Genomic DNA, 13,665 nt, shown 5'->3' on the forward strand with positions numbered 1-13,665 from the left:
TTGAGCACTCCTTTAGTATAATTTGGTTTTAAAATGGATAACAAATTTATTGACGCGCCGCGTGATCTTGGGAATGGGCATTGTTTTGACCATAATAAGCGTTGGCCCCATGCTTACGCAGGTAATGCTTGTCCAACAGATACTGTGGCAATTCCCGATTAGCACGCGTCATTTGAGCAGTGTGATAGTCTTCTTCGGCAACCACTTCCAAAACCTTGGCATTGTAAACTGCTTTGGCTGGAGTTGGCCCCCAAGCGAAGGGACCGTGTTGACTAACCAAAGAAGCGGGAACGGCTTCGTAATCAATGCCGCGTTCCTTGAAGGTCTTCACGATGGTCTTACCCGTGTTGCCTTCGTAATCTTCTTCAATTTCTTCCTTAGTTAAGGCATCAGCAGCTGGTACATCACCATAGAACGTGTCCGCATGCGTCGTGTTCATTGCTGGAATATCCATCTTAGCAGCGGCAAATGACACTGCCCAAGGTGAATGCGTATGAACAATTCCCCCAATATTAGGGAATTCATTGTAAAGAACTGTATGCGTTGGGGTGTCACTGGAAGGATTCATATCTCCTTCAACAACTTCACCCTTTAAGTTAACAACAACCATGTCACTGGGCTTCAAGTCATTGTAATCAACCCCAGAAGGTTTGATAACAAACAGGCCTTTGTCCCGATCAATACCGGAAACGTTACCCCAAGTAAAGGTAACCAATCCTAATTCAGGCAACTGCATGTTGGCGTCGTAGACTTCTTGCTTTAAATCTTCTAACATTCAATTAACCTCTCTTCTCTTAATCGCTAATAGCTTCGCCAGCGGCAGCTTCCACTGGCAAGCCAGCTTGATAATTCTTGATAAACTCTTGATAACCAGCAACCCCAGCAGGTTCAGGACTCAACGTCATACTTTCAGGATTCTTGAAGACCTCTTGATCCAAGAAGTCTTCAAGGTTCTCACTCGTTTGACGTTGGGCATAAGCCGCCAAGACAGCCATCCCCCAAGGGCCACCCTCACCAGCCGTACTCATAACCGTGATGGGGATATTTAAAGCGTTAGCCAGTACTTGTTGACCAATTACTGGTGTCCGGAATAAACCACCCTGCGCAATCATCACGTCAGTTTGTACGTGTTCTTCGTTGACCAAAATATCCATCCCGATTTGCAGTGGTGCAAACGCAGCATAGAGCTGAGTCAGCATAAAGTTTGGCAGAGAAAACTTGCTGTTAGGTGTTCGAACAAATAATGGCCGGCCGGCTTGAATCTTAGTAATGTTTTCACCAGATTGATAACTATAATTGACCAATCCACCCGCATTGGCATCTGCTTTAGTTGATTCCAAGAAAAGCGTTTCATACAGTCGATCTGGTTTCAGATCAACACCTAGCCGAGCAGCAAATTCACTGAAAATACTTGCCCAAGCGTTAATATCAGATGAGCAGTTGTTAACGTGGACCATGGCAACTGGTGAACCATCTGGGGTCATCACGATATCAATATCGCGATAAACCTTCGACAATGGTTTATCTAAGACATTCATGGAGAAGGCTGATGTCCCAACGGAAATATTACCAGTCCGCTTACGAACACTGTTCGTTCCAACCATCCCTGTACCAGCATCCCCTTCAGGTGGTGCCATAACACTACCTGCTTCAAGGTTGCCACTGGCATCCAATAAGCTAGCCCCTCCAGCGGTTAGCTTACCAGCAATTTTACCGGCTGGTAAGATGTTGGGTAGGATATTCTCAATCTGCCATGGATACCGCTTAACATTATCTAAACTGCTAAACTTATCTAACATTGCTTGGTCATAACTACCAGTTTTTTCATCAATTGGGAAGACACCTGAAGCGTCTCCAACACCCAAGACTTTCTCGCCAGACAATTTCCAAGTAACATAACCGGCTAACGTCGTAATGAAATCAACCTTAGCAACATGGTCCTCATCATTCAAGACTGCTTGGTATAAGTGAGCAATGCTCCACCGTTGTGGAATATTGAAATCAAAGAGCTTGGTTAATTCATCAGCCGATTGGCCCGTAATATTGTTCCGCCAAGTTCGGAAAGGCACTAACAACTCATTGTTCTTATCGAACGCCAAGTAGCCGTGCATCATTGCACTAACACCAATCGCATTAATATGCTTCAAGCTAGCATGATATTTGCTTTGAACATCCGCCGCCATTTGTGTATAGCTCTGCTGGATACCGGACCAAACCTCTTCAAGTGGATAGGTCCAAACGCCATCCTCAAACCGATTTTCCCAAACGTAACTACCGGAAGCAATCGTATTGAAGTCATCGGTGACTAATACCGCTTTAATTCGAGTTGAGCCTAATTCAATCCCTAAGGAAACCTGCCCCGCCTCAATGGCTTGCGCCGTTTCGACTAAGTTCATTTCGTTATGCCTCCTAAATCATTCAAAAATACTAGTTATTTTGCGCCGTTTCAGCTTTCTTACCACGGTTAGTACCAGCAGCTTCGATTTCTTCAAGTGAGTGACCACGGGTTTCTGGAACACAGAAACGAACGAAGAGCACACCCAAGACACAGATAACACCGAAGACAGCAAACACCGCTTCTTGTGACATTGAAGCCGTCATGATTGGGAAGAGTAACCCAACGGCCCATGAACCAATCCAGTTAAAGGATGATGCTAAACCAGATGCCCGGCCCCGAACAGCCAACGGGAAGACTTCACCAACCAGCACCCAAGTTAATGGCGCCCAAGTGAAGGAGTAAAAGGCCACGTAAATTGATAAGAAGACCACAATCATCATTGGACTTGCATTTGGTACCAAACTGTTAATTACAGCTGGTAGCAGGAAGGATAAAGCCATCACTGTACCACCTAAAGTCAACAAGGTCCGCCGATTGAATTTTTCAGCAATCCAGATATATAAGAGTGAACCAAGAACTAACAGAACACCTTGAACAATTGGCCACATCAATGCAGAACTAGCAGCACTACCAGTTGCCTTTTCAACAATTAATGGAATATAGTAGAAGATTGCGTTGGCGCCTTGGAATTGCTGGAAAGCTGCCACACCAACCCCAGCAATAACTAAGTAACGATATTTGCTATTGAATAAGGTTGCCCAGGATGTTTTAGCCATGTTACTTGATTCATTTTGTGCCGTTGCTTGAATTGACTTAACTTCAGGTTCAACTTCTTCTGGTTTACGAACAAATGATAAAACCTGCCGTGCTTCATCTAAACGGTTAGCCTTGATTAAGAAGCGAGGTGATTCAGGCAGCTTAAGAACCCCAGCAAATAAGATAATTGCAGGAACAGCAGCTAGCCCTAACATTAAACGCCAAGAAATATTTTCTGGTAAATCCTTTAAAACAAAGTCAATAATGTATGAGATCAACATCCCAGAGACAATCATCGTTTGATTAATCCCAGACAAACTCCCACGTAATCGTGCCGGTGCCATTTCTGACATATAGGCTGGTACCAAAGCAGAGGCCGCACCAACAGCCAGTCCTAAAAATATTCTCATGCCAATCAGGTAAAACGTCCCGTTGTTAGGTGAAAATCCACATAGAATTGAACCAATAGCGAAAACCAAAGACGACATTAGAATCATTCGTCGCCGACCAAGTCGATCAGCTAGCTGCCCAGCAATTGCAGCACCAAAGATGGCACCGAACATCACAGCAGAAGTAACCCAACCAACTAATGACGCATTTGTTAAATTCCAGTCAGTCTTCAGAAAAGGTAGTGCTCCGGTCATAACACCAATGTCATAACCGAACAAGATACCACCAAATGAACCGAAGAAGAAAATAAACTTACTGGAAACATTCTTTTTCTTATCCAATTTTATTCCTCCTAAATCAAGGGGTTTATCAAAAATAATTGCTTACCCAAGTATTCATCATCTATCGAAAGCCCTTTCAATAATTCGTGACTCCCTGCGCCGGCATGCTTTAGGAATCACAATCTTATGAACCGCTTTCATTTATTGAACAAATACAGTTTATAATATTTGTACGCATAAATCAACTTGTTTTTTTGTTGTTCGGACTAATTGATTCGTTAGATGCTGTTATCTCGGCGTTTATTTGGTATATTTTTTTGTAAGCGATACCGTTATTCCTATCACTTATGTTTGAATCCTTAGTATGCGCACACAAAAAGGAGCCTGTACACTGCGTTTCTACAGTGTATAGGCTCCTTTAATTAATTATCCTAATAATTTTGGAGATGCAACAGATTCCCGTACAATTAGCTGAGGATCGTACATAATTGATGTGACAGGCTTCTTTTGTAAAAGATTGAGCATCATTTTCCCAGTATCTTCACCCATAACTTCCTTTTCGTGATTTAAGGTTGTGATTCCTGGACTCATATATTGTGCCATCTGATAGTTATCAAAACCCACAACGGAAATATCCTGTGGTACTAAAAATCCATTACTCTTCAAATAATCTAAGACTTGGATCGCTAATTGATCATTATAGCAGGCAATTGCCGTTGGCCGATCCGGTGTTTCTAACGCCGACGCTACCCGCTGAGTAATCTTATCAAAACTATCTCCTGATTGATACATCACCAGATTACCTTTATAGGAAATCTCTGGATGCTGTTGATATGCCTTAACGAATCCATCCATCCGATGAACCCCCTGCATGTCATCAACCTGAAAAATTCCCAGAATACTCTCATGGCCCATGTCTAGTAAATAATCAATTATTTTGCGCTCTGCGCCAGCATCATCAGTCGTCACTGTTGGAAACTCCAACTCCGGGTAACTAGCATTGATAAACAATACTGGAATTTCATCATCTTTAATCTCTTGATAAAGATCCATATTAGGATTTGGCAGCGCACTTTGTGTCGGTTCAATAATCAGCCCGGCCACCTTACTATTCAGCATGTTGATAAGGTTTTTCCGTTCTTTTTGATGATTATTGTGCGTATTGCCCAGCAGTAGCGAATATCCCCCTTCAGAGATCATCTGATCAATGCCATAAATGATTTGAGGAAAAATATAGTCCGCAATATGAGTCGTGATGACACCAATCATTTTACTATCGCTATCGATTGACCAGTCTTTATGCCAATCCTGAACAAACATACCACCACCCTGAATTCGGTAAATATAATGTTCTGATTCTAAGTCCCCGACGGCCCGACGAATCGTGTACCGTGAAACGTTAAACTGATTCATTAATTCCGTTTCGGTTGGCAATTTTTCATCAATCGGATTCTTACCTGAAAGAATAGCTTCTTTCAAGGTATCTTTGACTCTTTGATATTTATTTTCCATAACTTTCTCCAATTATATTTCGTAACCTGAATTACCCCACGGTTGCTTATATTTATAACGTCTACCCTATAGGATAGCAAATTTAAGTGTTCCTTACCAATCATAACAGGTACTTGGTAAAACGTTATTTTTAACTGGAGTAAGTTAAAAATTTAATATCCCACTTTTTGCCGATGGTATGTTTCTCCTTATCCTTTTAAGTGCTTGATCACTCGGGCCGGATTTCCCGCAATTACGACATTATCGCCAAAGGACTTCGTGACGACGGCACCGCCGCCAACAATAACATTATTTCCCAAATGCACACCTGGTAAAACAGCAGCATTGCCCCCTAGCCAACAATTATTGCCAATTGAAACTGCCTTGCCACAACCCAGCCATGATGTGCGTTTCTGTATGTCCAAAGGATGTGCGGCTGTATAAATTTGCACACGCGGTGCTAACAAAACATTATCACCAATTGTAATTGGGCAAGTATCTAATAAAATACAATCAAAATTGGCAAAAAAATTATTACCAACGTGGATATTATAACCATAATCGCAAATAAACCGCGGCCGTACTTCACTTCCCGTCCCAACTGTTCCAAACAACTGTTTAATCAATTGCTGTAACTTTTCTTTATCATGAAAGGAAGTTTGATTAAGTGTTTCATATAAATCCCGCGCATTTGAACGATCATCAACCAGTTGACGGTCATTCACATCATATAAGTTTTCTGCCATCATTTTATCGTATTCCGTTTGTGCCATCTACTCTCAGTCCATTCTTCTAGTTTAGAACTCATATTAGCATGTTAAGTAAGCGATTTCAAAAAAATATCCGAATAACTCTTTTAGTATAAAAGTTATTCGGATATTTCTATCAACTATAGTATGCTAGTAATTCGATATTTTGGTCATGATTACCGAAACCTTGCCCAAAGATTGTGCACCCCCCGGCCTTTTCAGCGTTCTCCTTAACTTCAAAGCGCACAGTCCAAGTCTCTTGATCAATTGGTAAATCCTTTAGACAAATATCTGTAAATGGCTGTCCATCTAAGTAAGTTCCATGATCGGTCACTCGTAACGTTTTTAAGACGCCATATTGATTAACATTATCCGGAACCCATTTGGGTGTATATTTTCCGCGAATATCAGAAAAATCGCCCGGACTACGCCAAGTCCCAATTTCTTTACCGTTGATAAAAAAAGTAATATCCGATGGCCATGTGTTGTTTGAAAAAGGAAACTCCGATCCAAGTTCTGCTGTCAAATCTAACATCTCTAAATGTTCATGCCCTTGAATGAAATTAGGCGTCTGATATTCAACATAACCGTTATTAAACCAGATCATCCCAGCATTCATCCGTTCTGGTGCCATAAAATATCGGGGATTGTCCACTTTACCAATATAGCCATTCTTTCCTGCCAAGCCACACGACGGCATTACACGGTACTCTGTGTAATGCCCAACTGGAATACTTGTTTGATGAACCTGAAATGTCGGATAGATTTCGCGCGGAAATTTCACCTCAATCGTATCAACCCGAAGCTCCGTCATTTTTGATCGTCCCACTCGTTTACTCGTTACCAACTCGGCAGCAGCCAATTTGTCTAAATGTTTCGTCACAATTGCACTACTTAAGCCTAATTCTTGTGCTAACTCCTTAACACTCATCGGCTTCTCCGAAATCAATCGAATAATGTGCAGACGAACTTCACTACTTAATGCTTCATAAACTGGCAACGAAGCACTGCTCATATCTAATTGCATTTTGTCGCCTTCTTTTCATTAACTTTTATATTAATTAAGATTAACTATACTTTTATATTACCATTTAACGATTAACTTTAGTGTTAATCCAGACGCTTTTTTGCAAATAAATTAGCAAAAATATTAATTTTAATATTGACAGCGTTTTCATCCGGCTGTATATTTCAAGTGTGCTAATTTATTAGGACTTATTTTCTTAAAGCAATTTAAGTCCTTACAAATTTCAAAAGGAGAGATTGACTAATGGTCCAAGCTCAAGACTATATCAACCCACTGATTGTCCAGCGGGCTGACCCCTATATTTATAAACATACTGACGGCTATTATTATTTCACAGCCTCCGTACCGGCGTACAACTTAATTGAAATTCGTCGGGCCAAGACCTTAAATGGATTGGCTAATGCTGCTCCTCGAACCATCTGGCGTAAGCATCCAGATGGTAGCGGTGCCATGAGTCAACTCATCTGGGCACCAGAGCTTCATTACATTGATGGCAAGTGGTTCATCTACTTTGCCGCTTCACATACCAAAGAGTTCGACCATAACGGGATGTTCCAACACCGGATGTACTGCATTGAGTGTGACAACCCCGATCCCATGCGCGATGAAGCCGATTGGATTGAACACGGCCAAATTGAAACGCCATTAGACACATTTGCCTTAGATGCGACAGTTTTCGAAGCACAAAACAAATTGTACTATGTTTGGGCCCAAAAGGATCCCGCTATCAAGGGTAATTCCAACATCTACATCGCGGAAATGGCTAACCCATGGACGTTAAAGACCAAGCCGGTCATGCTAACAAAACCAGAATACGATTGGGAAACCAAAATTTTCTGGGTAAATGAAGGGCCGGCCGTCTTACACCGAAATGGTCGCTTCTTCTTGACCTATTCTGCAAGCGCTACCGACGAGAACTATGCCATGGGGATGCTAACCGTTGCCGAAGATGCCGACCTCTTAGATCCCGCTAGTTGGTCCAAATCTGAAACACCCGTTTTCCAAAGCAACATGCCAATCAAACAATTCGGTCCTGGTCATAACTCATTTACAGTTGCCGAAGACGGTGAAACTGACATGCTGGTTTACCACTGCCGGAATTACACCGATATCAAAGGTGATCCATTATATGATCCTAACCGTCACACAATGGTGCAACCGTTTACTTGGAATGACGATGGTACGCCTAACTTTGGCAAGCCGGTTCCTTACAATTATAAATAGAGGCGAATAAATCATGGATAGTGCAAAAACTGAATCGAAACATTTCTGGGGATTTCCCCTATCTCACTTTAGCTACTTCTTCATTTGGGCCGTTGTTAACGGTTATTTAACCCTCTGGATGGAACAAGTTGCCCACTTAAACGGGACCGAATCTGGTGCCGTCTTCTCAATGATGGCGGGTATTTCCTTGATCTTCCAACCTATCTTTGGGGTTGTTTCTGATAAATTACTCTTCAAGAAAAACTTAATCTTAACGATTGCGATCGTTGGAATCTTCATCGGTCCTTACTTCCAATGGGTCTTCATGCCCATCTTACACATTAACGCCTTCTTAGTGGCCATCGTTACTGGGACTTTTCTGAGTTTCATCCTAAACGGTGGGGTGTCCGTCATTGAACAATACGTACAGCGGGCTAGTTTGGCTAACGGCTTCGAATATGCCCACTCCCGGGTCGGTGGTTCCGTCGCCGGTGTCGTTGCTTCATTAGTTGCTGGGCGAATCTTCCTCTGGAAGCCTAACTCCATCTTCTGGGCATGTACCATTGCCGCTATTATCTTAACTTTCTTATTGCTCTTCTCTGACAAGGTTAACTTAGATAACGCTGCCGCTGCTGGTGACACGTCCGATTCACTTGATATGAAGACGGTTCTGTCTGTCTTCAAACTTAAGAACCTCTGGGTTTTAGCTATTTTCTACATGGGCGCTTCTGCCTTATTCGATGTCTTTGATCAACAGTTTATCATCTTCTTTAAGACTTTCTTTGATACCGCTGCTCAGGGGACCCTGGTTTACTCTTACATGAGTTCTGCTCAAACAGCTATCGAATTTTGTTTAATGTTCCCAATGCCATGGATTATCAACAAAATTGGTTCTCGTAATGGTTTGTTAATTTACGGTTTCATTACCTGCATCCGGATCTTAGGCTCTGCTTTATCTCCTAACTGGATCTGGGTTGTTGGTTTCCGTTTGTTAGCTGGTTTGGAAATGCCATTGCTATTAACTTCCATCATGAAGTACATTGCTGGTGCCTTTGATATTCGGTTATACGCAACGGTTTACGCATTGGCGTCAAACTTTGCTAAACAGGTATCCGTCTTCATCTTCTCCACAGTTGCTGGTCGGATGTATGACGTTATCGGTTATCAACACACGTACATCATCATGGGGATCGTGGTCTTCTTCATTACCTTGTTTGCCGTCTTCTTCCTGAAGAAAGAAGATCCGATTCAAGCCGGTGAAGTCGAGGATCCTAATGTTAAAGCTAAAGTGGAAGCGGCTTCTTCAACTGATAGTCGTGAATGAGTGAGTTGCGACACTCATTAAGGGGTCCTCTCAGTAGGGCTCCTTTTTCTAAAGGAGGAAAAATCATGCAAGGAAAACTAACCGTTGACCCAGCCAACCAAATCGCCAAAATTGATGACCGTGTTTACAGTGCTCTCATCGAGCATCTCGGTCGATCCGTCTACGATGGTCTCTATCAACCCAATCATCCCCAGTCAGACAAGGATGGTTTCCGTCAGGACGTTATCGACGCCGTTAAATCGCTAAATATCGACCTCATCCGATATCCTGGTGGTAACTTTGTCTCTGGCTTTAATTGGGAAGACAGTATTGGACCTAAAAGCACCCGCCCCACTCGTTTGGATCTGGCATGGCGGAGCATTGAAACTAATCAATTTGGTCTTCATGAATTTATGAAATGGACGCAAAAAACTGGCACACGGCCTGACATGGCTGTTAACCTTGGTAGTCGAGGAATCGATGCTGCTCGTAATTTAGTCGAATACTGTAACTTTCCCGGTGGCACTTACTGGAGTGACCTGCGAAAGCAAAATGGTGCTGAGGAACCCTTTAATATCAAGACTTGGTGTCTGGGCAATGAAATGGATGGCGATTGGCAAATTGGTCATAAAACAGCCGATGAATACGGCCGTTTAGCCCACGAGACAGCAAAAGTCATGCGACTCGTTGATCCCAGCATTGATCTAGTTGTCAGTGGCAGTTCCACTCGTGAAATGGCTACCTTTGGCAGTTGGGAAGAAACGGTGCTGGACCATACCTACGACGATGTCGACTACCTTTCCCTTCACCGTTACTATGACAATGAAGAAAATGATCTCGCTAACTTTTTAGCCAAATCCATTGATTTTGACGAATTCATCAGTGGAATTGTCGCAGTCTGTGATGCTGTCAAAGCACGCAAACACAGCCACAAAACCCTCAATTTAGCCCTAGATGAATGGAATGTCTGGTACCATTCTCACAAACAAGATGATGAGACGGCTCCCTGGCAACAGGCCCCACACTTGCTAGAAGACCACTATAACTTTGAAGATGCCTTGATGGTCGGCACCATGCTAATCACACTGCTCAAACATGCTGATCGCGTCAAGATTGCTTGCCTTGCCCAGCTAGTCAACGTGATTGCGCCAATTATGACGGACGAGCATGGTATCTGGCTGCAATCCATTTTCTTCCCCTTCCTGCAAGTTTCCAAATACGGCCGGGGAATTGCGCTTACGCCACAGCAAACCGCTACAACCTACGATAGCAAAGATTTTAAAGATGTCCCTTACTTGGATAGCCTAGCCGTTTACAATTCCGAAAACCACGAAATCGTAATTTTTGCCGAAAATAAAGGTAACACGACGATGGACTTTCAAACTGATCTGCACGATCTCAACGCCCAAACGGTGATTGAGTCCACGCAATTCTGTGGTTATGACATCAAGCAAACCAATGAGAACCAACAAATGGCGTTGCATCCCAATTCAAACGTTCATTTGTCCGACAACACCCTAACGGCGTCACTACAACCACTATCCTGGAACATGTTTCGTTTACACGTTACTCATTAATTCAAAACACGCGACCGACTATCGATCGCGTGTTTTTTAGTCCATATCTTGATTCTCTCGAATCACCGCCATAAATGCTTCCCCATACCGGTCCAGCTTACTCTGTCCGACACCTTTCACTGCAAGAAAGCTATCATCGTCTGTTGGCAAGGCTTCACACATCGCGTGTAAGGCCTTATCCGAAAAAATCACAAATGGTGGCACATGCTGCTCCTCTGCCAATTCACGCCGCAAGTCGCGTAGCTTGCCAAACAACGCCGTATCTTCCGGTACCAATCGCTTCACCCGTTGCGCCATCTTGCGGTGGACCTGTTTTTGCCCCTTTAACACAGCGACACCATTAGCCGTTACCTGCAACGTCGGGTATTGACCACCCACGCTCTGCAAATAACCAGCTGCCGTTAAAAAGTCAATGAGTTCGCCCACGGCCTTTTGTTTTTGGTTGGCCATCAAACCATAAGTTGGCAGCATCGTCAGATTGTTGTCACGGATCCGTTGATTTCGTGCCCCCGTCAACACCTGCGCGACCACGCCCTTACCAAATCGTGACCGCAACCGCACGACACACGACAACACCTGTTGGGCCGCTGTCGTAACATCTTGGGATTCCCGTTCATCCAAGCAATTACTACACCGACCACACGCCGGTGATACTTCCCCAAAATATTGGAGAATAAACTGCTGCAAACACCCCTCCGTATTCGCATAATGATTCATCACCTGTAGCTTTTGATAGGCACGTTGCCGATGCTCTTCGTCCATTTCCGATTGATCAATAAAAAACCGTTGAATCTGTAAGTCCTGAGCGTGGTAGACCAAAATTGCTTCACTCGGCAATCCATCTCGACCGGCTCGACCGGCTTCTTGATAGTAGGCCTCTAATGTTCCCGGTACCTGCGCATGAATCACAAACCGAACATTACTCTTATCAATACCCATTCCAAATGCATTCGTCGCCACCATGACCTGAATCCGATCATATAAGAAATCTTCTTGATTTTGCTGTCGCTGTTCGTCACTCAAACCCGCGTGATAGGCCGCTGCAGTGACGTGCTGTTTCGTAAGTAATTTTGTCAGTCGTTCGACTTCCTTACGGGTACTAGCGTAAATAATGCCCGCTTCTCCTTGATTGACTTGCAAATAATCCAAAATATAGCGATCCGTATCTTGATCCTTGACGACCGTTAGATTCAAATTATCCCGAGCAAATCCAGTATTCACTTCATTTTGCGGATCAATTCGTAACTGCTGACAGATATCACGAGCAACTTGGGTGGTTGCCGTCGCCGTCAGTGCCAACACCTGTGGCTGACTTGGCAGCTGTTCAATGGCATGACTCAGCGTCAAATAGCTCGGTCGAAAATCGTGGCCCCATTGGGAAATACAGTGGGCTTCATCAACCGCCAACAGATCAATTGGCAACCGGGCCAATGCTTGAACAAAGGCTTCTGAATCTAACCGTTCTGGCGCAATATACACCAATTTGTAGTCCCCATTGTGCAATGCCGCTAACCGTTGTTGAATTTCCGGCCAGTCCACCGAACTGTTAATGAAGGTCGCTGGAATCCCACTATCATTTAGCGCATCAACCTGATCTTTCATTAATGAGATGAGTGGGGATACCACCACCGTGATACCAGAAAATAACATTGCCGGTATTTGATAGCAAAGCGATTTTCCCCCGCCCGTTGGCATAATCGCCAAGCTACTATCGCCCGCCAGCACGTGTTCAATGACGGCCTTTTGACCTGGTCGAAACTCGTCGTATCCGAAGACTGTTTTTAACACCTGTTGTGCTGCCGCCAAATCCATTCTATTTACCCCTCACTTATTCAATGCTTCCATTCTACTGGCATTTTGTCCCGGACACAACCAAACATCCTTTTTCAGCGATCATTACCGGATATTATCTGACTTACGAGGTACTGCCTTTGGGCGCGCGTTTCAACACCGCATATTTGAAGACACGAAAAGGAGTCTGGAAGTTTTATCCCCGACTCCTTTCTTCACATATTTGGTAGCGAAATCCGCTGACTGCCCGCCATTTGCACCACTTACCTAACGATCATTTTGTAACGCAATATCAGCTAGGATATCTTGCAGGGTAATGCGCGCCATTCGGTCCTCAGCCGCAGCTTGGATTTCCGCATAGTAGCGGTTTAATGCCACCGGCACCGCCGCCCCCACTGGACAGTCTTCGTTTGTTTTGGTATCAACATTTAACAATGGCCCCCGATCTGGTAATGTTCGATAGATATCTCGCATCGTGATCTCTGCGGCTGGTTTTGCTAAGCTGACGTGGGTGGTTGCCTGTCCCGGACAAACTAGTCCCCCTCGTTTCAAATTCGCTAGAATCTTCCGCACTAGACTAGGTGATGTCTGTAAGCTGCTCGCCATCGCCTGACTCGTAATCTTCTGATCCTTAAAGTAGGCAATGTACGTCAATACGTGAATTGTATCACTGAGCTGCGTGTTGGCCATCTTACTCGCTCCCTTTTTGTATTTGATTATAAGACAAAATATTATAATAAACAATCAAATGATTTAATT

At 43.7% G+C, this 13,665-nt stretch carries 11 protein-coding genes; 3 read left to right on the forward strand and 8 right to left on the reverse strand.

From position 1 onward, the window contains the following. Positions 1 to 46: 46 nt before the first annotated feature. The 6 genes from FC61_RS04300 to FC61_RS04325 form a co-directional block, all read right to left on the reverse strand. The gene (locus FC61_RS04300) at positions 47 to 775 is read right to left on the reverse strand and encodes an L-ribulose-5-phosphate 4-epimerase (RefSeq protein ID WP_011668360.1); all 729 of its coding nucleotides are present in this window, start codon (positions 773 to 775) and stop codon (positions 47 to 49) included. Between the two features lie 19 nt (positions 776 to 794). After that, positions 795 to 2,396 (reverse strand): xylulokinase, encoded by a 1,602-nt coding sequence (locus FC61_RS04305; RefSeq protein ID WP_015474062.1) that lies wholly within the window; start codon positions 2,394 to 2,396, stop codon positions 795 to 797. Between the two features lie 31 nt (positions 2,397 to 2,427). Continuing rightward, on the reverse strand, positions 2,428 to 3,825 hold the full coding sequence (locus FC61_RS04310; protein ID WP_015474063.1) for a sugar porter family MFS transporter: 1,398 nt from the start codon (positions 3,823 to 3,825) through the stop codon (positions 2,428 to 2,430). Between the two features lie 366 nt (positions 3,826 to 4,191). Continuing rightward, positions 4,192 to 5,277, reverse strand: coding sequence for a GntR family transcriptional regulator (locus FC61_RS04315; protein ID WP_021741283.1), 1,086 nt, complete (start codon positions 5,275 to 5,277; stop codon positions 4,192 to 4,194). Positions 5,278 to 5,465: 188 nt separating this feature from the next. Next, entirely contained in the window at positions 5,466 to 6,029 is a 564-nt protein-coding gene (locus FC61_RS04320) for a sugar O-acetyltransferase (protein WP_021741282.1), read from the reverse strand. A gap of 112 nt (positions 6,030 to 6,141) precedes the next feature. After that, positions 6,142 to 7,032, reverse strand: coding sequence for an ArsR/SmtB family transcription factor (locus FC61_RS04325; protein ID WP_021741281.1), 891 nt, complete (start codon positions 7,030 to 7,032; stop codon positions 6,142 to 6,144). 243 nt (positions 7,033 to 7,275) lie between these two features. Between FC61_RS04325 and FC61_RS04330 the strand changes: the two genes are divergently transcribed. From FC61_RS04330 to arfA, 3 genes are all read left to right on the forward strand, one after another. Next, a complete protein-coding gene (locus FC61_RS04330) occupies positions 7,276 to 8,256 on the forward strand; it encodes a glycoside hydrolase family 43 protein (protein ID WP_021741280.1) in 981 nt (326 codons plus the stop codon). Positions 8,257 to 8,269: 13 nt separating this feature from the next. Beyond that, positions 8,270 to 9,559, forward strand: coding sequence for an oligosaccharide MFS transporter (locus FC61_RS04335; RefSeq protein WP_015474069.1), 1,290 nt, complete (start codon positions 8,270 to 8,272; stop codon positions 9,557 to 9,559). Positions 9,560 to 9,624: 65 nt separating this feature from the next. Next, positions 9,625 to 11,115 carry an arabinosylfuranosidase ArfA gene (arfA, locus tag FC61_RS04340; protein ID WP_035464294.1) on the forward strand — a complete coding sequence of 497 codons (1,491 nt, stop codon included), beginning with the start codon at positions 9,625 to 9,627 and terminating at the stop codon, positions 11,113 to 11,115. A gap of 36 nt (positions 11,116 to 11,151) precedes the next feature. On the opposite strand, the gene recQ is transcribed toward arfA, so the two are convergent. Both recQ and FC61_RS04350 read right to left on the reverse strand, forming a co-directional pair. Continuing rightward, on the reverse strand, positions 11,152 to 12,927 hold the full coding sequence (recQ, locus tag FC61_RS04345; protein WP_021741278.1) for a DNA helicase RecQ: 1,776 nt from the start codon (positions 12,925 to 12,927) through the stop codon (positions 11,152 to 11,154). A 246-nt stretch (positions 12,928 to 13,173) separates the two neighbouring features. Beyond that, positions 13,174 to 13,596 carry an Rrf2 family transcriptional regulator gene (locus FC61_RS04350; RefSeq protein WP_024526527.1) on the reverse strand — a complete coding sequence of 141 codons (423 nt, stop codon included), beginning with the start codon at positions 13,594 to 13,596 and terminating at the stop codon, positions 13,174 to 13,176. Between the last annotated feature and the right edge of the window lie 69 nt (positions 13,597 to 13,665).

Origin of the sequence: Levilactobacillus brevis ATCC 14869 = DSM 20054, from assembly GCF_001433855.1 — a bacterium.
GTDB lineage: Bacteria > Bacillota > Bacilli > Lactobacillales > Lactobacillaceae > Levilactobacillus > Levilactobacillus brevis.